The following is a 22720-nucleotide window of genomic DNA, read 5'->3' as shown; positions in this document are numbered from 1 at the left end:
ATATATTAATTTCAATATGAGTAAACTATCTATCTGGCAACGGAGTAAGCGTATTTTATTTCGTTTATTTTTGATTGCCGCGTTGTTCATTTTCTTTTTAGGTGTTTATCTTGATTCAATGGTGCGAGATGAATTTAAGCAGCAGGCGTGGAGCATTCCTGCTAAAGTATTTGCTCGTCCTTTATCATTTGCTTTAGGCCAAAAACTTAAATTAAGTGATTTAAAGCAAGAACTTGCACTATTAGGTTATCGTAAAAAAATTAAAGCTATTAGCCAAGGCGAATATGAGCAATATGGTAATTCGCTGGTAATTAATACGCGGCGTTTTAAATTTTGGGATGGTGTTCAGCCAGAACAAACATTAGAAATTACGATTAACAACGGAGTGGTGACTGAATTAAAGGATTTTGCAACTCAAAAAAGTGTGAGTTTTTTACGGCTTGATCCATTGTCGTTAGGTAGCATCCAGGCAGGTAATACAGAAGACAGGCAACTTGTTACTTTAAAACAATTACCCGAGAATTTTATAACCGCATTATTGGTTATGGAAGATCGTGATTTTTACGAACATTGGGGACTTTCATTTAAAGGTATTGCAAGGGCTTTGTGGAGTAACATTAGTCAAGGTGAAGTGAGGCAAGGTGGTAGTACATTAACTCAGCAGCTGATGAAAAATCACTTTCTGTCAAATGAACGAACTTTATGGCGCAAACTTCGTGAAGCGATTATGGCTGTATTAACTGAGTTTCATTATTCTAAAGATGTAATATTAGAAGCTTATGTGAATGAAGTTTATTTGGGGCAAAATGAAAATACCGGTATTTATGGTTTTGCACGAGCTAGTGAATTTTATTTTGATAAGCCTTTAGAGAAACTACATTTAGGCCAGGTTGCTTTACTCGTGGGAATGGTGAAAGGTCCTTCATATTATAATCCTCGGCGTAGTCAAGAAAATGCAATGCAAAGACGCAATCTTGTTCTTTTACAAATGCGTGAGCAGGGACTAATCACCGATGATGATTACCAAGATGCTATTTCAAGAAAACTAATGGTTGTGGCTAAACCAAAAGCTCGTAAGGGAATGATGCCTGCATTTATGGGGTTTATTAAGCGAGAGTTGCGTCATGAATATTCTCTTTCTGAGCTGCATAGCCAAGGGTTGCGGCTATTTACCAGTTTGGATCCGCTTGTCCAGCGCCGCGCAGAAGCATCGTTATCTAAGCGGCTTAAAACCATTGACTCACAACTAGGCAATAAAGACGCTAAACTTCAAGGCGCAGTGATTGTTAGTGATATTCAAAGTGGTGATATATTAGCAATGGTTGGTGATCGCCAGCCCGATTTTAGCGGCTTTAATCGGGCGATTGATGCTTATAGACAAACCGGCTCAGTGATAAAGCCTTTTGTTTATTTAGCGGCGTTTCAAGAACATGAAAAATTTAATATGCTCACACCAGTAATGGATGAACCTTTTTCTTTAAAAGGAAGTGATGGAAGTCTTTGGGAGCCCAAAAATTATAAAGAAGAAACTCATGGTGAAATAGAGTTAAAAGAGGGCTTAATTAATTCTTATAATTTGGCTACGGCTAGATTGGCAATGTCTGTTGGTGTTGAAAAAGTCGCAGATACTATTATGCAGGCAGGTTTTGATAGAGCGCTTCCTGCTTATCCTTCGATTGCATTGGGAGCAAAAGAAATGTCCCCACTTGAAATTCTTCGCTTATATCAAGTGTTAGCTAACGAAGGGCGAAGCATTCGAAGTGCAGGATTGATAGCTGTACAGGATCACCAAGGTCAATTACTGCAAAGGTATCCAAGAAAGATAGAAACTCGATTTGATGCCGAGAGTGTTTTTTTAGTGAAGTATTTATTAACTGAAGTGGTTAATCGAGGAACGGCTAAATTAATAGGTTCTACGTTTTCAAACGCACAGTATGCAGGTAAAACCGGAACAACTAATGATTTAAGGGATAGTTGGTATGCTGGTTTTGGTGGAGATAAGCTAGCAGTTGTTTGGGTTGGGCGTGATGATAATCAACCGACTCAGTTAACTGGTGCTACAGGAGCACTAAGGGTTTGGAGGGATTTATTTATACAATTAAATGAACCTTCAATTAATATGAATTTACCTGACGGTTTAGTTTGGGGTTATAAACCTGGCGGTTTTTTCTCACAATTTACTTCATGTAAAAGTAAAGGTTTACTTCCTTTTTATGCTGAAGAATTGCCTAAAGGACTAAAAGTTTGTGACTAATAGCAATGTTTTTCAGTTACATCAACAACTTGTTGAAGATAGCTTTATTTTAGGCGAATTTGAATTATCTAGCCTATTGTTGATTAATGATATTCAATTTCCTTGGTGTGTATTAGTGCCTAGAAGGGCTAATATTACTGAAATATACCAATTGAGCGAATGCGAACAAGCACTGTTTTGGACGGAATCGAGCTTATTATCAAAAGTATTAATGGATATTTTTGGTGGTGATAAACTGAATGTTGCAGCTATTGGGAATTTAGTACCACAATTGCATTTGCATCATGTTGTGAGATATAAAAAAGATCCTTGTTGGCCTGCGCCTATTTGGGGCAAATTGCCAATGAAGTCATACCAGGCAGAAAAAGTCGCTGAAATTCAGCAAAAACTGGCTGAAAAGTTGCCAAATTTAAAATTGAAGCAGATAAAAGTTTGTGAAAAAAAGAAAAAATAACATTGTTCTTGGCAAATGTATGTGATATATATCCGCGCCTAAATAAAAAGTCTATCTATAATTAGTAGTTAGATAGTCTCTATTTGTGATATGAGTTTTGGAAAATTGTATAATTTTCAAGCAGTTAATCTTCGGAGAAATGAATGCCAAATAAAAACGCGGCAAAGATAGCAACAGCTACAACTCTTGGTGCTCTTGGAATTGATCCTTATAAAGAGTCAAGTGGCGAAGAGTACATGAATGAAGATCAGGTCGCTCATTTCAAAGCGATTCTGGAGGCCTGGAAAAAGCAGCTAATGGAAGAAGTTGATAGGACTGTAAGTCATATGAAGGATGAAGCTGCTAACTTCCCTGACCCTGTTGACCGTGCCAGTCAAGAAGAAGAATTTAGCATCGAGCTACGTACTCGTGATAGAGAGCGTAAACTACTGAAAAAGATCACTAAGTCGATTAATGCAATTGATGAAGAGGATTATGGTTATTGTGGTTCATGTGGTGTGGAAATTGGTATCCGCCGACTTGAAGCTAGGCCAACTGCAACGCTTTGCATTGAATGTAAAACGTTAGATGAAATTAAAGAGAAACACATTAACCGATAAGAGCAATATCAACATAAAACAACAAGTTAAAATGAGCACTTGTTGTTTTATGAGATAATTGTTATGAAAAAGTGGATTGGACGTTTTGCTCCTAGCCCATCTGGTCAGTTGCATTTTGGTTCTTTAGTTGCAGCTTTAGGTAGTTACCTGATAGCTCGACAACAAAATGGATCTTGGTTGCTTCGCATAGAAGATATTGACCCTCCTAGAGAAGTACCTGGTGCCGCAGAAGCTATTATTCAAACGCTTAAACACTTTGGGTTTGAGTGGGATAGCCCAGTCACCTATCAAAGTCAGCGCTCGGCGTATTATCAGCAAGCTATTGAGCTTTTATTTGAACAAAAAAGGCTTTACTACTGCGACTGTAGCCGGAAACAAATTCAGCAAAGAAATCAAGGTTCCTACGATGGTTTTTGTCGTACCCGACAGCTAAAAGATACCAATAACTGCGCATTAAGAATTATTTTTGAAAGTGGATTTGAGTGTTTTAGCGATCAAATTCAGGGGCCTTGTTCATATCTGCTTCCTGTTGATACTCAAGATTTTGTTATCAAGCGCCGTGATCATTTAATGGCTTATCAACTTGCTGTTGTTGTTGATGATATTGAGCAAGGGGTTAACCATGTAGTGCGTGGAGCTGATATTTTAGACTCAACGCCAAGACAGAATTTTTTGTACCATTGTTTCAATCATCAACCCCCCGCCTATTATCATTTGCCTTTAGTCGTTGATGAAAATCAGCAAAAGTTAAGTAAGAGTAAATTATCTTCAGCCCTAACTCTCCAACAAGCGAGTGCCTATTTGGTGAAAGCGCTCCAACACTTAGGTCAAGAGGTTGATGCTGAACTGTTGTTTTTGAAGCCAAGTGAAATATTAGCCTGGGGAGTCGAACACTGGCAGTTAGAAAATGTTGGTCGAGCATCTAAAATTTATACCAGAGAGGATTTTGGTTAACGAACCATTAATGACTTTGAGTCATCAACCCAAAGCCAGTTTAATTGCTGGCTTTGATTGATAGCTTTCTTAATTTTCTTGAGTACTATGAGGGGTATAAGGAATACCAGTATTTATCCAGTCTGGTGCTTGCTCCCCTTTTAAGTGGTGATCGAAAAAAGATTTCATCTTTATTGAGTAATCGAGTTTATTTGAATACTGTTTAAGATGGTGTGGTTCATTTTCATATTGCAGCATAACAACGGGTTTATTTAATCGACGCATAGCTAGATAAAGTTCTATCCCTTGTTGCCAAGGTACAGCGTCGTCTTTATCTCCAAACTGGATCAGCAGTGGGGTATTGATTCTGTCTGCAAAAAATACGGGAGAGTTTTCGATATAAAGCTCTCTGCTTTCCCAAAGTGAAGCGCCTATGCGACTTTGCCCTGTTTCATATTGAAACTGTCTTGCTCTTCCACTACCCAAACGAATACCAGAGTATGCACTTGTCATATTAGAAACTGGTGCACCAGCAACTGCGGCTTTAAAAATATCAGTTTGAGTAATTGCAAAAGCGGTTTGGTATCCACTCCAACTATGGCCATGTAAACCAATCGCGTCAGGATCTGCTATTCCCATATCAATCAGCTTTTGTACTCCGGGCACAAGTGATTTAACTGCCGATTGGCCTGGCGTACCTATTGTAAAATGTATGTCAGGTAAAAATACCGCATAACCATTAGATGTATAATAAGCTAAATTTGGACGGTGGTTTATTCGCATTTGATTAAAATAAAATAACCGATTACTAAAAATTCGATAGTAATAAACCAGTACAGGATATTGCTTGTTTGGATCATAATTAGCCGGTTTAATCAACACGCCTTGATTACGTTTACCATCACCGTTTTTCCATTCAATTAATTCTGATTTTCCCCAATGAAAATGATTAATTTGAGGATTAATATCGGTTATTTTTTTAGTCTTGGTTAAGGCCAAATTTGAAACCCATAAATCTGGAAATTCTTTGAAGTCTTCTCTAGTATAAATAATGGTATCTGATTTTTTTGCTTTCGATATAAAGCGATATCTTTTGTTTCCTTCTATACGTCGATGGAGTTTTTTCGTTTTTAGATTAAGGTTAAATAAACCAAATTGTTTATTCTCTGTGTTATAGCTAGTGACTAATAAAAGTTGGTTCGAGTTAAGGTGCTCTTCGGTATTATCTGTTTTAACAACCCTTAATTGTCGGTTGAGTTCTCGTCCGAAGCCCTGAGTTAAATTTATCGGCTTTTTATTTTTTATGCTAAATAACCAAATGTCAAACTTATCATATGCTATAAATTGGTTAGAACCATCTAGCCAAGAAAAAACGCCATAAGCACTGGCTGTACTGGGGTAGTCGTTATCTTCATCAAAAAAATGAGTTGCTAAGTTTTTTGTTAAGTTTTTTCGAGTGTTCTTTTGGTTGTCGAAAACCCATAGGTGTTTATTTTTGAAATAAGTAACATAACGACCATTGGGACTAACTTTTATTGTTTGTTTGTTTTTTAATGCTTTTTCTATAAGTGTTTTTTTTCCATTATTAATATTAATATGGTAAGCATCAAAATAGCGCTCTTGCCACGTTTGCTCAAGTTTATAAGGGATGTCATCAATTGCTATTAAGGCATGTTGATTATTAGAAATTTTAAAGTCATGTAAATTTTTTGTGCCTAAAGTTACCAGTTTTTTACTTTTTGTATTGTAATGAATCAGAATTTGTTCTTTTTTCTTATTCGTATAAGATACTTTTGCTCTGCTTTTAATTTCTAAATCTTTGCCATGCCATAGTTGGAGACTCTTTTTAGAAAGGATTTTTTCAATATCATAAAGCTCTTTCTCGGTGTTAAATTGATTCTCGTTTTTTTCAACAAAAGGCTTTATAAGAGAGGCTCCAAAATATAAGTGTTGACTATTATCACTCCAGGTTATTTGGCTATATTGGTTGATTGTATAGTTTTTATTTAATTTTAATTCTTTCAGTTTTCTTTTGGGAGACCAAGTATATATGTTATGTGAACGTCGATTGGCTTTTTCATGATAGTTACCTATGATAAATGCCAGAGTAGAGTTTTTTTTGTTCCATTTCATTTGAGAAAGGCTTAGTGCCTCGTTCTTTATAATTACTGTTGTTTTTTGAGTATTGAGTTCTAAAGCAAAAAGCCCATTCTTTTCTCCATTTTGACTCGAGGTTGAATATACTAGCCAATCATCAGTATTTGAGAACTCATATTGGTTGATGTCTGATAATTTAGTGACTTTATTGTTTTTGAGGTTTATTAATGAAACCGCTAAACCGAGCTGCTTGCTGTTATAAAGTTTCTTCTTACTACTGTTCTTATTCGGTTTATCTTTTTCTCTATTACTATTTAACGGTTTACTATTTTTATCTTCTTCTGATTTCTCAAACTGGAGTGCAATAAAGTGACTGCTTGGCGAAAAGCGGTAGCTTTTTACATTTTTGTAATCATATCGCGTTCCTGTTTTGAGTGAGATGATTTGCAAGCCTTTTTTCAGCGCTTTTTTTTCTTTTCTGCTAGCGTTTTCACGTTTTAACAATGATGGCGAAATAGTAAATGCAGCGTACAGATTATTTGGGCTAAATTGTGGTGAAGAACCTTGTGGTATTTTGTAAGTTTTAGAACCATCGGTAGACTTTAAGTAGCCTATTGAATCTCCTCTATCTGGGCGAGCTTCAAAAGCCAGCCATTTTCCATCATCACTCAACTGAACCTTTTTGATTTCACGAAACTTCATAATATCAGTCAGTTGCAAGTTTTTTTTGTTATTTGAAATGCTATCTTGAGCAAAAGTAGTGGTTGGAGAATAGAGTGATATCAATAAAAAGGTCGATACTATTCGAGAGATAATAGTGTGGTAATTCATATTTTTATCCAATAGTTTTAATTATTATAATACTGTGTTTAGATTGGTAATAGGGTACATTGAGTTGAAGTGAGATACCAATAGGTGCCTACGTCTTAATTTTATGGTTTTCTAAACTAAATGTTACTAAATAATATGTCTAGCTTTTTTTATACATATTACCGTTTTTTATCAAAAGTAAGCTTGGAGCCGATAAACAGACAGGCATTATAGATAATGTAGAATGATGAAGGAGTGAATCAATGAGCAATAATAATGTAAAAAGAATCGATGTGTTTTTCTATGGGCTTTTTATGGATAAAGCTTTATTAGAAAAAGAACAGATTATGGCAATGAATCCGCGTAAGGCTTATGTAGAAGATTATGTGTTATCTATTGGGCGGCGTGCAGCACTAACTCCTGCTGAAAATGAAAAAGCATTTGGTATAGTTTATTCATTAACTTATGATGAAATTGACAAGCTTTATACTCAACCTGGGCTAGCGTGCTATCGTCCAGAAGCATTGATAGTTGTTCTAGAAAATGGGGCTAAAATTCCTGCATTAACCTACAATTTGTTTGAAGTTGCGGATAACGAACCATTTAATCAAGATTATGCGAATCAATTAAAAGTGTTGTTTAAAAGTTTAAACTTTCCTATCCGTGCAATCAGAGGCTAATCGGTAATCACAGGTTTTTTTATTTAGGCTATCGATAGGAATATTTTTATCATTATGTTTTACCAGAATAATGGTTATGATATTAAAGAGAACTTTTTATCTAAAGAGTGGTTAAATTCTTTAGACAAAGAATTAGCCGATATTGGCTTAACTAAAAGTAAAGGAGGAATAAGGCAAGCGGAAAAAAAATTTTCATCAATAGCGTCATTCATTAATAGCACTGAATTATTATATTGTGCTGCGAGCTATCTTAAAGCTAAACCGTCTTTAGTAAGAGTTATTTTATTCGATAAAACTCAGGCTAATAATTGGTCAGTTGGTTGGCATCAGGATAAAACGGTTACTTTATCTCAACAGATTGCTGACGAAACATGGGGCCCCTGGAGTATTAAAGAAGGCATTTATCATGTTCAACCGCCTTTGACTGTTCTTGAGAATATGCTCACATTAAGGATCCATTTAGATGATACTAATGACAAAAATGGATGCCTTCGACTAATTCCCAAGACTCATCAACTAGGAATATTATCTAAAAGCAAAATTTATCAATGGGTAGAGCAATGTACTCCAATTGATATTGAATTAACAAGAGGAGGTCTGTTGGTAATGAGCCCCTTAATTGTCCATTCTTCTTGTAAAGCAATTAATAATTGTCGTCGTAGGGTGCTTCATATTGAGTTTTCCAGTTATCCGTTACCCGATGGGATTTTTTGGGAGCCAATGCCTGCTAACTCAATGAGCAGCCCGGAGATTAGCGAGTAATTATTTTGTCATTTAACTGCCACATTAACGCAACATACTGTTGCTACGCTCTCTCATATTCTCAAATTGAAATAATGACCTGAGAATAACTGATTACTTATAAAATAATTACGTTAATTATGGGGGAGAGAACTCATGAAACTTATGTCGACACTTATGTCGAGTTTTATGACATTGGCAGTAGCGACTAGTGCTAATGCTGCGGTGTTACCAGAGCATCAATCACAAAGCCAGTGGTTTACTGATGCGCAAGCTTTAATGAGCAATAAACTTTCGACAGTAGCAACTAGCCGAGCTAAAAATGTTATTCTGTTTGTTGGCGATGGCATGGGCGTTTCTACATTGACAGCCGCTCGCATTTTAGAAGGTCAAATGGCTGGAAATTTAGGTGAAGAAAACTTCCTAAGCTTCGAAACTTTTCCCTACACAGCACTCGTTAAAACTTATAACGTTGATGCTCAAACACCCGATTCGGCTGGAACAATGACGGCTATGATGTCGGGTTTAAAAACTGATGTGGGTGTTATTGGTATTAATGAAAATGTCACAAGACGTAATTGTGCATCTGTTAGTGGCAATCAGGTTACAACCGCATTAGAGTTAGCAGAAATTCGCGGCCTTTCAACAGGCATTATTTCTACAGCTCGAATAACCCATGCTACCCCAGCAGCGACTTATGCCAAGTCAGCCGAACGAAATTGGGAAGATATTTCTGATATGCCACAAGCGGCTGTTGATTCTGGTTGTAAAGATATAGCTGATCAACTGATTAATTTTGAAGCAAATCTCGAAGAGCGTTTCCTTGGCGTTGATGTTGATGGAATAGAGGTTGTAATGGGAGGGGGTCGTCGTCACTTTTTGCCTAAAGATGCTGCTTTTAATAGCACCGATGCTGTGAGTAGTGTTGAAGGTGATAGAACGGATAACCGAGATTTAACCGCTGAATGGAAAGAGCAATATCAAAATGGTGTTTATGTTTTTGACCAGACAGGGTTTGATGCGATTAATACTGAGTCAACAAAAAGAGTGTTTGCTCTATTTAATGAGTCGCATATGCAGTATGAAGCAGATCGGGCTAATGATATTGCTGGTGAGCCATCGTTATCGCAAATGACTGAAAAAGCCATTAAAGTTTTAGATAACAACCAAAAAGGTTTTTTTATGGTGGTTGAGAGTGGACGTATCGATCATGGTCATCACGCAGGTAGTGCCTACAATGCGTTAACAGATACTATTGAATTCTCAAAAGCTGTACAAACCGCGATCGATAATACTAATCCAGATGAAACCTTAATATTAGTAACAGCCGATCATAGCCATGTATTCACTATGGCTGGTTACCCCAAGCGTGGTAATCCTATTTTGGGCAAAGTGGTACAAGTTGGTGCTACAGAGCCTGCTTTAGCTAGCGATAACCTACCTTACACAACTCTGGGTTATACCAATGGGCGCGGTTATCGAAACTTAGAGACAGAAACCGATGCAGATGCTGTTTATGACGCCGATCCGGTTGCTGGACGTATCGATCTAAGCAGTGTTGATACAACCACTTCTGGGTTTCACCAAGAAGCAGCAATACCTACCAGTTCAGAAACTCATGCAGGAGAAGATATTTCTTTGCATGCTAAAGGACCTGGTGCACAGTTAGTTCAAGGCGTTGTTGAACAAAGTATGGTATTTCACGTGATTAATCGGGCTCTTGGACTGATTAAAGAATAATAAGAGGATGATTAAAATGAATAAGTTTGTTACTTCTTTAATAGCTGTTGCGGTCACTAGTGCTATAGCCGGTTGTGCTGATGATGGTGATAATGGAGCCAATGGAACTAATGGCGCCAATAGTTTAATTATACAAACCGAGTTAGCGATTGGTGATGAAGAATGCCGTAACGGTGGTGTACAGATTGAGTCTGGGCTTGATGCGAATAGTAATGATGTACTTGAAGCTACGGAAGTTTCTAGTACTGAATATGTGTGCGCGCCAACGGTTACAGAAATATCGAATAATGATATTTTAAATAATACAAATAATACTTGGTATCTCAATGCCGAAAGTGGTTTAGGAAGCGTTGAAGAGCAAGTGAAAAAAATTGTTAAAGAGCGTGGTCAGGCCAAAAATATTATCCTATTTGTTGGTGATGGTATGGGCCTTTCGACGGTTACAGCTGCTCGAATTCTTGACGGACAAAATAAAGGCATGTCGGGGGAAGAGAATAACCTGTCATTTGATCAGTTCCCATTTGCTGGGTTAGCTAAAACTTATAATGTTGATGCTCAAACTCCAGATTCAGCGGGAACAATGACCGCAATGATGTCTGGTGTTAAAACTGATGTTGGAGTTATTGGTATCAATGAAAATGTTGCTCGTGGAGATTGCAGCTCTACGACTGGAAATGGATTGGTAACAGCATTAGAGTTGGCAGAAATTGCTGGATTATCAACAGGAGTGGTTTCAACCGCTAGAATTACCCACGCTACACCTGCTGCAACCTATGCCAAGTCACCTGATAGAAATTGGGAAGATATTTCGGATATCAGTCCAGCAGCGTTAGATCCTAATTGTAAAGATATAGCTGATCAATTAGTCAACTTTGAAACTAACTTAGAAGCAAAATATGCAGGATTAAATGTTGATGGGATCGAAGTGGTTATGGGAGGAGGACGTCGTCATTTCTTGCCAAAAGATGCTGCTTATAATAGCCCAGATGCAGTCAGTGCCGTTGAAGGTGATAGAACGGATAACCGAGATTTAATCGCCGAGTGGCAAGCAGCTTACACAAATGGTGTTTATGTCTTTGATCAAACAGGGTTTGATGCAATTAATCCAGAGATTACTGAACGAGTATTTGGGTTATTTAATGAGTCACATATGCAATATGAAGCAGATCGAGCCAATGATATTGCTGGTGAACCTTCGTTGACAGAAATGACTCAAAAAGCCATTCAAATTTTAGATAATAACGAAAAAGGTTTTTTCCTTATGGTTGAATCGGGCCGTATTGATCACGGTCATCATGCGGGCAGTGCTTACAATGCATTGACTGATACCATTGAGTTTTCTAAGGCAGTGAAAAAAGCCTACGAAATGACTGATCCAGACAATACCTTGATTATAGTGACAGCTGATCATAGTCATGTGTTAACGATTGCTGGTTATCCAAAGCGTGGCAATCCTATCTTGGGTAAAGTGGTACAGGTTGGTGATACAGAACCTGCATTAGCGAGTGATGATATGCCCTATACGACTTTAGGTTATACCAATGGTCGCGGTTATCGAGATTTAGGTAATGAGACGGATGCTGATGAAGTCTACAATGCCGATCCGGTAACAGGACGAGTTGATTTAACGAATGTTAATACACAGTCTTCAGGGTTCCATCAAGAAACCTTAGTTCCATTAAGTTCAGAAACGCATGCTGGTGAAGATGTTGGTATCTATGCAAGTGGTCCAGGCGCTCACTTGGTTTCCGGTACGAATGAACAGAGTGTCATATTTCATATTATGGATTTTGCAGGCGATTTAATCGCAAAGGCGAATAAAGCAGTTAATTAATAAGCTGTTTAACTGAGTGCAGGGAAGCACTTGTTTAAAATCAATATTGTTTAATGAGAAGTTTGGAAAGTAAAAATGATTAAAGCTATTTTAATATTATTAAGTCTTGTGCACCTTCCTATTTATGCCAAAAAATGTACCTCTAATAAAGATGTTATGGGAGTAGGTTATACAATAACTACTCAATCTCTAGAGTCGAAAAAAGTTTTAAATAAAACTAGCTTAAACTTTTGGCGTTTTAAAGATCAAGTGGCCTATGAATATCCCGATAAGCAATTTTTTGAAGCTTGGAATTTAGTTTCAAATGGACAAATTCGTCCCACACGATATTTTGATCAATATAAGAAGGGGATCGAGTATCAACCAATGGATATTAATCATGGCAAGGGTGAGCGTAATTGGAGTAGTAAAAATCATATTGTTAGCAACGCCTATCGTCAAAAGTTAATTTCTGGTCGTCCTAAAGGTACTGGTTGTCAAAAAGTAACACCATATTATTCAAGCACATCAAAACATGATGTTGTCCTGCAATGGCTGGAAGCATATCAACTTCCTCAGCAATTAAAAGTTGTTCAAAAAAATACTATTATCACTTGGCATGCAGATAAAATCATGACCAATGCTGCTATTGTAAAACAGGCTTTTATTGATAGAGATAATTATGTGCTAACTGATTATGTTGATATTGGTGATCATGAATCTGATCCTTTTTTAAATAAGATGATCAACTTAGGCTTTATATCACACCATACAAAACATGAATCTCACTAGTTGAAAATTGCTGAGTGATAGAACAATGTGAAAAAGTGTTCTGGTGGAAGGAATTGAAATTATTTGCATTACGCCATTTTAGTTTTTGCACCACTTTGTAGTAAGATAAGGCTCTAAGTTCGAAACGTTGATCGAAAGAAGTGAGTTGTCTTATGGATATTACTTTCTCAGTATTTATTGCTAGTAGTTTAGATGGATATATTGCTCGTCCTAATGGAAAGCTAGATTGGTTAGAAAAATCAGCTATTAAAGGCGATACAGAGGATTATGGTTATCAAACTTTTCTACGAAGTGTTGACTGTATTGTTTTAGGGCGCAATTCATTTGAGAAAGTGGCTTCATTTTCAGAGTGGCCCTATGCAGGTAAAAGAGTTGTGGTTTTGAGTAAAACCTTAAAAGAACCACCCGCAGATTTTATTGATAAGATAGATGTTTTTGGTGGTTCGGTTGAGCTACTCGCTGTTGAGTTACAACATTATAGGATGAGTAAGGTTTATGTGGATGGTGGCTTAACTATTCAGTCCTTTTTAAAATTTGATTTAATTGATGAAATCACCATTACTCAGGTTCCCATATTGATTGGCCGTGGAATTCCATTATTTGGTGATTTACGTGATGATATCGAATTAGAGCTAGTTAGTTCTCATAACTTTCCAAGTGGTTTTGTTCAATCTCAATATAGGGTTAAACGACGAACTAAAAATTAAGCTCATCCACTAACAGAAAAGCAGTAGTGATTGCTTCAACAGCAGAAGTGTAAAATGCTGGATTAATTGTTTCTATAGTGTCACTTGGTTGGTGATAATGCCGATGTATATCGACGCCAAAATACAAATAATTAATAGCACTTTTATAAAATAAGGCATGATCGCTCGCTTTTTTCCAATTGATTACATTTAAGAATGAATCTTTATTTCTGCTCCGACCATCGTGCCCTGTTTTTAGACAGATATCTGAGCGGTAAGCTGTAGCATCTGCAATTGCTTTAAGCTGAGGGTTATTTCTAGTGCCTGCAATGTATAATTTTTTACGTTTTCCGCTTTGAGCCAGCATATCAAGGTTAATATTGAGTTTAATTCTTTCAAGAGCAATAGGGGGATTTTTAATAAAAGCTTTAGCGCCATGCAGACCAAGTTCTTCTGCATCTGTGGCAACAAATATGACTGAATGATGCGTTTCTTTATTTTTTAAATATTCAGCCAGAGACAGCATGGCAGCAACGCCAGAAGCATTATCATCTGCACCATTATAAATAATATTGCCTTTTTGACCCAAATGATCGTAATGAGCTGTAATGACAATATATTGTTCAGCTTTTTGTTTTCCTTTTTTCCAACCAATAATGTTATTACCTTGACGAAAATTATTGAAATCATAGGTAAAAGGGTGATGATAACTTTCTTCAAAAAAGTTGAGCTTAATTTCAGAGAAACGTTGTTGGATAAATCGTTTTGCTTTAAAGCCACCATGTGTGCCTGTTTTTCTTCCTTGCATCGCATCACTTGAAAGAATTTTTAAATCATTGAGTAGAATATCTGCGTTGATCAAACCTGTTGGGGTTGGTGTTGATGAACAGGGGACGATGTTCGTTGCACAGTTCAATAATAGTGGTGAAAATATGAGAATAACTAAAATGCGCCAAGTATAGCAGTGCATATAACTTATTTTATTAACCAAGTAATTGCTGTTTAACACTGGGCGCTTGCATTGGAATAAATTCAACCAGATCGTATTGAAAACCTGATTGAGTTTGTTTGGATGACATTAAACTAATTTGTTTGACTTGGATTTCATGAGTAAAAAAGCAATTTTCTTTGGGAGCACTTTCTACTTGGCGAAATAGTGTAATATGTGGAGTATATTCACGTTTATCAAATTGAAAGAAATCAATTTCAGTGAGATATTTTTCTATTTGTTTTTTGCATTGTACCAGTTTTAATTCAGGATCATTCAGTGAAATAGCCAGCACCTTCGGTTTTGGCCAATAAATTAAATCATGCAGTGAAACCGTAAAAGGTTGAACGGAAATTGGTCTGATCCCTTCAATGATTTGTTGTAAGTTTTTTTCGCTTACATTACCTATAAAGCTGAGTGTTATATGAAGGTTTTGTCCATCAACTGGAGAGCCTACAACATTTGGTATACGTTGTTGAATTTCCAGTAGTTGTTTTTTGCTTTCATAGGAAAGTTCGACAGCAAAAAACAATCGATATTTAGACTGACTCATAGGTATTGTTTCTATTTGGCTTAATTAAACCCAATAAGGGTTAGATTTAAAAGCAGCTTTGCGGGTTTGCTCGATTGCTTCTAGTATCGGCTCATTTCTTTTATTAAGCCACTCTTCTGTTTCATCTTTTTGATGGTTTTCGAGTTGCAAACCATAAATATATTCATTCACTTGTAGTTCTCGAATACCATCAATAATATCAATCCAAGGCTGTCGGTAAACTTGTCTTTTTTGTGAGTCAAATAAACCACCAAAAAATAAACCGGTATCTAAAGCTCTTCTGATTTTAGCAATCAGCTTATAATAATCTTGAGGTTGTAAATCAACTTTAGGACCCAAGTCTCGCTTAAGCTCCTTTAACATGTGATCAAGCTGTTTACGTGCAAAATCAACAATAGGTGTACTTAAGTTGTTTCTATCTTTTTCTGGTATGAAATTTCGCCACTCTTTAAAATACAACCACTGTGACATATTGAGCATCATTAAGTTATACCGTTGCGTAGCTAACAAGGCTTTAAACTCTTCTATGCTCTGCTCTGCTGCAATAGTAATTTTTTGTTGCTGTTCTTCTACCAGATCCCAATCCGCTTTTTGTTGTAAATATCGTCCGAGGTAACGTTTATGTTTAGCGGCATCAACAATCGGACGCATGGCTTCCGCAAGCCAGTTCCAGTTATTACGTAAATCTTGAGTTGCTTGGCGAGGGATTAAGCCGCCAAATATCATGTACATGTGATGTAAATAAATCAAACTCCGATACATTTCTAGTACTGCTGAGTGGGCTTTGGCCTTATTGAGAAATAACTCATAATATTGCCAGTGCTTCAGCCCTGTATAGCAAATTTGTTCAAAAGCCTGTTCGGCTTCAACCCCCTGGCTAAGTTCAACAACTTGCATTCGATAGCGATCAGGTGACAAGTTTTCACATAAACTATAGCCTCTGCGCGCTTTGCTGGCATTATATAGAGTTAACCCAAGCTCTTTAATCAGGTAGCGACCAATAGCAAAAAGATACTCAGCACTACCTTCAACCAGCTCTAATTCTACCTCACAAATAGGCATTGACTCATCGCCACTTTCGATAGTTCCAATATCAAGCGCTACCTCAATTTGTGTACCATCGGAAAAGCCTAATAGACAGGTCGTTCGATCAAAGTTAGTGGTAAAACAAGCAATAAAGTCGCCATCTTCTTCGTTGGCTTCTTCAACCAATATTTGCAGATAGGGGTCGGTAATTTGCGTAATGTCAAGCCGATTGGTTTCCAGCTCTACTTCATCTTCATTACGCTGATGAAGGCCGCCAATTGCTTTTCCTGACGATTTTACTGTCTGAATTAAGCGATCTTCAGTTTTTCTGATACGCATACCAATTGACACTTCACTTAACTTAAAGTTTTCTGTGTCAAAATAGGTATTAACCAACCGAGATGTCTTCCATTCACCTTGTGATGCTGCCCCTGGGAAATTTAACTCTCTGATTTCACTGAGTTTTTCTGGGGTTGCGGCAAGCTTGAGCTCAAGTTCGCTAGCCATAAGTTGTAACCTGTTATTGCTTAGATAATGCTATTTAACCACTCATTGTGACATTTGTCATCCATCGTGAAAAGAGTATAGTGAGTTTCAATTTTGTAAAACGTGATCTGGGTTAGTTTTATTGCGCTTAACTATTCCGTACAATAGCGTCCAAATCTCTAAACATCTCAATTTGTTTATTATTGGATGGTTAGAGGGCTAAAAGCCTTTAATAATTAATTTTATGCGATCTTAAAATCATGAAAAACTTAATAATTTTTGCAATTTTACTATTTGGAACAATCAATATTGTTTTAGCTGAAACAGGTTATATTAATGACCAGACTAAGATTTGGACACGCACAGGCCCTTCCAATGATTACAAAGTTAAGTATAAGCTGACGCCGGGTACTAAGTTTGAAATTCTACAAAAAAATGAAGAAACTCAATTTATGCAGATTCGAGATGAGTCAGGTAGAGTCTCATGGTTAAGCCCTGAGTTTTACAGCGATAAACCTACCGCCGGACGTCTATTAGCTGAAACTCGTAGAACACTCGCCAATTTTAAACAAAGCCACGACGACAAAATTAACTCATTAGAAAAGCAAATCATCGAATTAAAACCGTTAGAGAAAGCAAATCAATCTTTGCAAGAAGAGTTGGCTAAATTACAACAAAAGTATGAAGCTATTCGTCAAGAAAAACAGGCTTACGAACGACGTTTTAGCCGTGAATACTTTTTTGCCGGTGCAGTGGTCGTTCTTGGTGGTATGTTTTTAGGCTGGCTGCTTAGCAAGCTCGGCGGACGTAATCGAAACAATGGTTGGAGTTAAAAGGTTGAAATAGCTATTTGATTACTCCCATGCAAAAGTGATGCAACCTTAGATAAAGTAATGTTTGAATCGGCTATAAAAAAGCTTATATCTGGCGCTAAAGTGAGCGCTGACTATTTAGCGCATGTACATACTTTTTTACCTGAGCAAGCGACAGATGACTTTTGGTTGGCTTGTGGCAGTCCTTTAAGAGTAAGCGTTAGAGTTAATACTTTAAAATGCAGTATTGATGAATTTCGCCAAATTGCATATCGATATTGTTGGGGATTGGAAGAGATCCCTTGGTGTAAAGAAGGCTTTTGGTTGAAATTAGCTGATACAGAAGGTCAGCTTTCTCTGGGGAACACTCCCGAACATATTCAAGGGTTATTTTATATTCAAGAGGCGAGCTCGATGCTACCGCCCATTGCTTTACTTAATTCATTAACTGAGAGTGAGCCCTTAGTGGTTGATATGGCGGCAGCTCCTGGTTCAAAGACCACGCAAATAGCTGCAATGTTAGAAAATAAAGGGATTATTCTTGCTAATGAATTATCTGCCAGCCGCTTAAAGAGTTTACATAGTAATCTGGTTCGTTGTGGTATCTTAAATGTTAGTCTATCTCACTTAGATGCTTGTCAATTAGGTGACTTTATGCCAGGACAATTTGATTATGTTCTGTTAGATGCTCCGTGTGGTGGTGAAGGGACCGTTCGCAAAGATATTAATGCGCTTAGTGAGTGGCGGCTAAGCCAAATCAATGAGATGGCACAATTACAAAAATCATTGATTCTATCAGCTTATAAGGCGTTAAAGCCTGGAGGTGTATTAATTTACTCAACTTGTACGCTTTCTAAAGAAGAGAATCATCAGGTGGCGGACTTTTTAACTGCGGAAACTAATGCTGAGACTCTTTCGTTAAAAGGCTTATTTACAGGTGCAGAAAAAGCGATAACGCCTCAGGGATACTTACATGTTTTACCGCACCTGTTTGATAGTGAAGGTTTTTTTGTTGCTAAATTTAGAAAACCCCAAAGCACTGTTAATGATAAACAACCTGTGGTTCATTATGCTTCACCATTTCATCCTGTTGTTCGAAAACTTAAACAACAGGTTTTAGATTATTATCAAAATCATTTCGGTTTGAACGTATTACCTGATGGCTATAAGCTGTTACAAAGAGAAAACGAAATATGGCTTTTTCCACAAAATATAGAATTTATTAATCAGTACATTAAAATTAACCGAGCAGGGTTTCAACTGGCACAAGTTTACCCTAATAAGGTTAAATCGACTCATCAAATGGCTAGTTGTTTAGGCAATGCAGCCAAAGAGCAAAAATTAGACTTGAATTCTGAGCAAGCTTCAATGTTTATTCAAGGTAATAATATAGAAACTGATTGTAATGATATTCGCTCTGGCGAAGTTTTATTGAAGTATCAAGGGCATATTATTGGTATTGGGCAGAATCAAAAAGGTAAGATTAAAAATCGTTTACCCAGAGAACTAGTCAGAGATAATCTCAAGTTCTAGCGAGTTAATCTGCGGTTAATTAAGCATTTTTGACACTTTAAACACCGAATAAATCCTATATGATAGCAATTCTCAAATAAAAGATAACTCTCTGTCTATACTTACTAATAACATTTATTTGCTAATGGCACATAGCAGTTGTTTATTCAGAAGCTTCGCTTATTGAAAATTAATATACTTTCGATTTATCTAGTTATTCTATTAACTGGTGGTGGGGTTTCATATATTGTTTTTTATACTGGCCAATCGATTAGTTCCGTAGGGCAGAGGCTGACTAATGTTCAATTACCTACACTCAACCAAATATCGTCGTTAAAACATTGGATTAATGAAAATGAGCGAGCTTTATATGAGTTTTATGCAACACCAGACAACAAACAAGTTAGCTTTCAACTATTAAAAGCAGAAGACAGAATTGAGTTTAATATAAAACACTTACAAATTTATTTTAATCAACACCCAGATATTCAAAGTGTAGAAACGCTTTATCAACAAATTAGTTTACATGCGATATTATTAAGAGATGCATTATCAACAAATGAGCTTGATTGGGATGCGGCAAGAGAAGAACTGGCGATCATTTCTAAACTTGGTCAAGAAGCATTACCTTACCTTGATAATTTAACCGCAATTATTGAGCTGCAAATTGAAAACTCTAAGAAAAAATCAAATAAACAACTCTCACAAATGTCAATTTGGGTATCTGTTTTTGCTGCTTTAATTTTATTGATTGCTCTTTTAGTTGGTTACTATATTCGCAAGGTTAAAGTTCATGCTAAAGAAAAACGTAGGTTAGCATTATTTGTTGAAAAAAATCCTAATCCCGTTGCTTGTATTAATTTTAATGGTGACTATGAATTTGAGAATACAGCTTGGCGTAATAGTTATATCGGTGAGAACAAACAGTTACTAACGAAAAAAGTATTTCAACAAGTAGAAAAAATGCAAGAGGAACAAACAGAGTTTTCTGTATTTAATATTGAACAAGAACAACAGTTCCTTGAACTAACCATCCATAAAATTATTAAACTCGATCAGTTTATGGTTTATGTTGAAAATATATCTGAAAGAGAAGCCGCGAGAAAAGAGCTGGAATTTTTGGCCTATCATGATCTTCTAACGGGATTACCTAATCTTAAAAAGCTAGAAATTGATTTAACTAAAATAGTGAATAGCACTCAAGAGCTTTTTTGCTTATTTTCTTTTGGTGTTAAGCGAATACAGTTAATTTCAACAACGCATGGTTACTCTGTAAGTGATGCGTTAATTATCGCTGTGGCAGCAAGGTTAAGAAAATGTGTAGAACAATTAAGTAAAAATTTTTCTGTGTGTCAGCTTTTTCGATTTACTGGCGCTAAGTTTGAGTTGATATTGGCGCAACCTAAAGGAAAAATTTCTTTAAAAAAAGCTGTTAATATGGTCGAACAGTTATTAAGTGAGACATCCGAAAAGCCTTTAGATACGAATTTTGGACAGTTTTTTGTTGATATTCAATCGGGCTGTGCTTTTTTCCCTGAGCATGGCTATAGCGCCGCTATGCTCATCAAGAATGCCAGTGCCGCTTTAAATGATGCTCCTAATAATCATAAAGAACGAGTTCATCTTTTTAGTCATGAATTGGCTCGAAGAGAGCAACACTGGTTTCTTTTAGAAAATGACTTGCGACAAGCCGATTTTGATAATAGCTTTTATCTAATGTATCAGCCTAAAGTTTGTTTAAGTGATGGTAGCTTAGTCGGTATGGAAGCTCTAATCAGGTGGCAACATCCGGAGAAAGGGCTTATTTCCCCTGCTGAGTTTATTCCTATTGCTGAAGAAAGCGGTATTATTTTAGCGCTTGGTGAGTGGATATTAAATAAAGCCATAAAACAAATGAGTCAGTGGGTCAAATGCGGTGAAGCCAACCTGCAAGTTGCGGTTAATGTTTCACCAAGTCAACTGATGTCAGCTAATTTTGTTTCGATGGTACTCACTTGTTTAAAAGAGCATAATCTCGCGGCTCATTACTTAGAAATTGAAATAACAGAAGAAGTCATGGTAGAAGATAAAACTCTATGTATTGAAGTGTTGGAAAGTTTAAAGAATGCAGGTGTTTCGATTGCTATTGATGATTTTGGTACAGGCTACTCTTCTTTGTCTTATTTAAATAAACTACCTTTATCAAAGTTAAAAATAGATCGTTCTTTTGTGATGAATATCCATCAAAATGAAAGTAATTTAGCCATTGTCAGAACAATTATTGCGCTTTCTGAAAGTCTAAATATAACCGTGATTGCTGAAGGCATTGAGTCTAAAGAAGAACTGGCAGTTTTGAACGAGTTAAAGTGTGAGCAGGGACAAGGTTATTTCTTTTCTAAGCCACTGGTTGCCAGTGATTTTTCAAAACGTTACATTCATTATGAAAAAACATATGATTAGTTCACTAAAATATGGTTAATTGGCATAATGCTATTGTGGTTCTTTTGTCTAACGTGCTTCATATGGCTAATAGAGACTAAATCGATATAAAAAGACAAAGAACAGATTGATTCCAGATTGAATAAAAAGAATAGATATCATACAAAAGGAACTTGTATAGGCTCACCTTTAATTGGACTTTTATATGCTTCGAAAACGATACTTTTTATTTATTTTTTTATTGCTATCTGGCACTGCTTTATCCGATCTTGATAAGCCGGTTAGTGATGGACCATATGTTTTTGAGAGTGAAAACCAACGAGAAGCTATTTCTATTTGTAGTGATAAAAAATTATCAAAAGTAATTGACTATCATACAGCTCAGCAAGTTGAACAATGTAAGCAATCGGTGGTTTTACAAAGTAAAACACCTAGCAAAAAAAACTTACTCAATTATCAAGGAAATTTCCAAGTGGCTGCCGTAAGTGATATTCATGGTCAATTTGACCTCTTTATCGAATTATTAAGGAATAATAAAATAATAGATGAAAATAATGAATGGAGTTTTGCAAACGGACATTTTGTAATTACTGGAGATATTTTCGATCGTGGAGAAAAAGTCACTGAAACTTTATGGTTTATTTACCAGTTAGAGCAGCAGGCTCGCAAGGCTGGTGGTCAAGTTCATTTATTATTAGGTAATCATGAGGTTATGGTGTTAAATGGAGATTTGCGCTATCTTAATCCTAAATATGTAAAAGTTGGTAAGTTATTAGACAAGCCTTTTGAAACTTTATTTAGCCCAAATAGTGTACTCGGCGCCTGGTTAAGAAGTCTTCCTGTTCTTGTTAAAGTTAATCATGTGTTATTTGCACATGGCGGTTTTCATCCTGATTTAGTAGAGCAAAAACTTAGCCTTAGCAGGATTAATCAAGTTTTTACTGAAAACTTAGTGAAAACAGAATTAGAAAAGCCCAGAAGTGAGCTTGCCAATTATCTTCACACAACAAATGGTCCTATCTGGTATAGAGGCTATTTTTATAAAAATGGCGCAAATGAAGCGGATATTGATAGCTTATTACAACATTTTGGCGTTCAACATATTGTGGTAGGGCATACATCTCAAAAACGAATTGAAACTCGTTATGATGGTAAAGTTATAGCCATTGATGCCAGTATGAAGCTTGGTCAATATGGTGAAGTATTATTAATACAAAAAGGACAGCTTTTTCGTGGAACACTGCAAGGCGTTAAAGTGCCGTTAATTCCTACGAAAACTCCAATAATATCACCGAGAAAATAAGGAAAACACCTTGAGGTCTTCGC

The 22720-nt window shown here is 36.5% G+C and carries 18 protein-coding genes; 14 read left to right on the top strand and 4 right to left on the bottom strand.

Annotated elements, in window-relative coordinates:
• Nucleotides 1-16: 16 nt before the first annotated feature.
• From mrcB to gluQRS, 4 genes are all read left to right on the top strand, one after another.
• Nucleotides 17-2254, top strand: a complete 2238-nt coding sequence (mrcB, locus tag ACT5E3_RS20705; protein ID WP_444995465.1) for a penicillin-binding protein 1B — start codon at nt 17-19, stop codon at nt 2252-2254.
• Entirely contained in the window at nt 2247-2708 is a 462-nt protein-coding gene (locus ACT5E3_RS20700; protein WP_444995464.1) for an HIT domain-containing protein, read from the top strand. Before mrcB ends, ACT5E3_RS20700 begins: the two co-directional genes overlap by 8 nt.
• A gap of 143 nt (nt 2709-2851) precedes the next feature.
• A complete protein-coding gene (gene dksA / locus ACT5E3_RS20695; protein ID WP_444995463.1) occupies nt 2852-3307 on the top strand; it encodes an RNA polymerase-binding protein DksA in 456 nt (151 codons plus the stop codon).
• Between the two features lie 63 nt (nt 3308-3370).
• Nucleotides 3371-4261, top strand: coding sequence for a tRNA glutamyl-Q(34) synthetase GluQRS (gene gluQRS / locus ACT5E3_RS20690; protein ID WP_444995462.1), 891 nt, complete (start codon nt 3371-3373; stop codon nt 4259-4261).
• Between the two features lie 69 nt (nt 4262-4330).
• Here gluQRS and ACT5E3_RS20685 read toward each other — a convergent pair whose 3' ends face one another.
• Nucleotides 4331-7168 carry a prolyl oligopeptidase family serine peptidase gene (locus ACT5E3_RS20685; RefSeq protein WP_444995461.1) on the bottom strand — a complete coding sequence of 946 codons (2838 nt, stop codon included), beginning with the start codon at nt 7166-7168 and terminating at the stop codon, nt 4331-4333.
• A gap of 242 nt (nt 7169-7410) precedes the next feature.
• On the opposite strand from ACT5E3_RS20685, the gene ACT5E3_RS20680 reads away from it, so the two are divergent.
• The 6 genes from ACT5E3_RS20680 to ACT5E3_RS20655 all read left to right on the top strand — a co-directional run bounded on the left by ACT5E3_RS20680 (nt 7411) and on the right by ACT5E3_RS20655 (nt 13620).
• Nucleotides 7411-7827, top strand: coding sequence for a gamma-glutamylcyclotransferase family protein (locus tag ACT5E3_RS20680; protein WP_444995460.1), 417 nt, complete (start codon nt 7411-7413; stop codon nt 7825-7827).
• 54 nt (nt 7828-7881) lie between these two features.
• The gene (locus ACT5E3_RS20675) at nt 7882-8589 is read left to right on the top strand and encodes a phytanoyl-CoA dioxygenase family protein (protein WP_444995459.1); all 708 of its coding nucleotides are present in this window, start codon (nt 7882-7884) and stop codon (nt 8587-8589) included.
• Between the two features lie 135 nt (nt 8590-8724).
• The gene (locus ACT5E3_RS20670) at nt 8725-10308 is read left to right on the top strand and encodes an alkaline phosphatase (protein WP_444995458.1); all 1584 of its coding nucleotides are present in this window, start codon (nt 8725-8727) and stop codon (nt 10306-10308) included.
• Between the two features lie 16 nt (nt 10309-10324).
• A complete protein-coding gene (locus ACT5E3_RS20665; RefSeq protein ID WP_444995457.1) occupies nt 10325-12142 on the top strand; it encodes an alkaline phosphatase in 1818 nt (605 codons plus the stop codon).
• Between the two features lie 75 nt (nt 12143-12217).
• Entirely contained in the window at nt 12218-12913 is a 696-nt protein-coding gene (locus tag ACT5E3_RS20660) for a hypothetical protein (protein ID WP_444995456.1), read from the top strand.
• 152 nt (nt 12914-13065) lie between these two features.
• The gene (locus ACT5E3_RS20655) at nt 13066-13620 is read left to right on the top strand and encodes a dihydrofolate reductase family protein (protein ID WP_444995455.1); all 555 of its coding nucleotides are present in this window, start codon (nt 13066-13068) and stop codon (nt 13618-13620) included.
• Here ACT5E3_RS20655 and ACT5E3_RS20650 read toward each other — a convergent pair.
• The 3 genes from ACT5E3_RS20650 to ACT5E3_RS20640 are packed head-to-tail and all read right to left on the bottom strand — an operon-like array spanning nt 13610 to nt 16673.
• A complete protein-coding gene (locus ACT5E3_RS20650; protein WP_444995454.1) occupies nt 13610-14590 on the bottom strand; it encodes a M20/M25/M40 family metallo-hydrolase in 981 nt (326 codons plus the stop codon). The two genes, ACT5E3_RS20655 and ACT5E3_RS20650, sit on opposite strands and share 11 nt — an antisense overlap.
• Nucleotides 14583-15140 carry an RNA 2',3'-cyclic phosphodiesterase gene (thpR, locus tag ACT5E3_RS20645; protein ID WP_444995453.1) on the bottom strand — a complete coding sequence of 186 codons (558 nt, stop codon included), beginning with the start codon at nt 15138-15140 and terminating at the stop codon, nt 14583-14585. The genes ACT5E3_RS20650 and thpR overlap by 8 nt, the downstream gene beginning before the upstream one ends.
• Nucleotides 15141-15164: 24 nt before the next feature.
• Nucleotides 15165-16673, bottom strand: coding sequence for a CYTH and CHAD domain-containing protein (locus ACT5E3_RS20640; protein ID WP_444995452.1), 1509 nt, complete (start codon nt 16671-16673; stop codon nt 15165-15167).
• 239 nt (nt 16674-16912) lie between these two features.
• On the opposite strand from ACT5E3_RS20640, the gene ACT5E3_RS20635 reads away from it, so the two are divergent.
• From ACT5E3_RS20635 to ACT5E3_RS20620, 4 genes are all read left to right on the top strand, one after another.
• Nucleotides 16913-17485, top strand: a complete 573-nt coding sequence (locus ACT5E3_RS20635; RefSeq protein WP_444995451.1) for a TIGR04211 family SH3 domain-containing protein — start codon at nt 16913-16915, stop codon at nt 17483-17485.
• Nucleotides 17486-17545: 60 nt separating this feature from the next.
• On the top strand, nt 17546-18997 hold the full coding sequence (locus ACT5E3_RS20630; protein ID WP_444995450.1) for an NOL1/NOP2/sun family putative RNA methylase: 1452 nt from the start codon (nt 17546-17548) through the stop codon (nt 18995-18997).
• Nucleotides 18998-19159: 162 nt separating this feature from the next.
• A complete protein-coding gene (locus ACT5E3_RS20625) occupies nt 19160-21415 on the top strand; it encodes a putative bifunctional diguanylate cyclase/phosphodiesterase (RefSeq protein ID WP_444995449.1) in 2256 nt (751 codons plus the stop codon).
• A gap of 184 nt (nt 21416-21599) precedes the next feature.
• A complete protein-coding gene (locus ACT5E3_RS20620; protein ID WP_444995448.1) occupies nt 21600-22697 on the top strand; it encodes a metallophosphoesterase in 1098 nt (365 codons plus the stop codon).
• Nucleotides 22698-22720: the final 23 nt, after the last annotated feature.

Source organism: Aliikangiella litoralis (assembly GCF_052495765.1).
The sequence above is the reverse complement of the archived record's forward strand: the minus strand, read 5'-3'. Positions and strand labels throughout refer to the sequence as shown.

What these genes read in the sequence shown, in the direction of transcription:
- ACT5E3_RS20665 (WP_444995457.1), top strand. Translation starts at nt 10,325, where the DNA reads ATGAATAAGTTTGTTACTTCTTTAATAGCTGTTGCGGTCACTAGTGCT.
- thpR (WP_444995453.1), bottom strand. Translation starts at nt 15,140, where the DNA reads ATGAGTCAGTCTAAATATCGATTGTTTTTTGCTGTCGAACTTTCCTAT.
- ACT5E3_RS20680 (WP_444995460.1), top strand. Translation starts at nt 7,411, where the DNA reads ATGAGCAATAATAATGTAAAAAGAATCGATGTGTTTTTCTATGGGCTT.
- ACT5E3_RS20635 (WP_444995451.1), top strand. Translation starts at nt 16,913, where the DNA reads ATGAAAAACTTAATAATTTTTGCAATTTTACTATTTGGAACAATCAAT.
- ACT5E3_RS20670 (WP_444995458.1), top strand. Translation starts at nt 8,725, where the DNA reads ATGAAACTTATGTCGACACTTATGTCGAGTTTTATGACATTGGCAGTA.
- dksA (WP_444995463.1), top strand. Translation starts at nt 2,852, where the DNA reads ATGCCAAATAAAAACGCGGCAAAGATAGCAACAGCTACAACTCTTGGT.
- ACT5E3_RS20620 (WP_444995448.1), top strand. Translation starts at nt 21,600, where the DNA reads ATGCTTCGAAAACGATACTTTTTATTTATTTTTTTATTGCTATCTGGC.
- mrcB (WP_444995465.1), top strand. Translation starts at nt 17, where the DNA reads ATGAGTAAACTATCTATCTGGCAACGGAGTAAGCGTATTTTATTTCGT.
- ACT5E3_RS20660 (WP_444995456.1), top strand. Translation starts at nt 12,218, where the DNA reads ATGATTAAAGCTATTTTAATATTATTAAGTCTTGTGCACCTTCCTATT.
- gluQRS (WP_444995462.1), top strand. Translation starts at nt 3,371, where the DNA reads ATGAAAAAGTGGATTGGACGTTTTGCTCCTAGCCCATCTGGTCAGTTG.
- ACT5E3_RS20640 (WP_444995452.1), bottom strand. Translation starts at nt 16,673, where the DNA reads ATGGCTAGCGAACTTGAGCTCAAGCTTGCCGCAACCCCAGAAAAACTC.
- ACT5E3_RS20675 (WP_444995459.1), top strand. Translation starts at nt 7,882, where the DNA reads ATGTTTTACCAGAATAATGGTTATGATATTAAAGAGAACTTTTTATCT.
- ACT5E3_RS20685 (WP_444995461.1), bottom strand. Translation starts at nt 7,168, where the DNA reads ATGAATTACCACACTATTATCTCTCGAATAGTATCGACCTTTTTATTG.
- ACT5E3_RS20655 (WP_444995455.1), top strand. Translation starts at nt 13,066, where the DNA reads ATGGATATTACTTTCTCAGTATTTATTGCTAGTAGTTTAGATGGATAT.
- ACT5E3_RS20630 (WP_444995450.1), top strand. Translation starts at nt 17,546, where the DNA reads ATGTTTGAATCGGCTATAAAAAAGCTTATATCTGGCGCTAAAGTGAGC.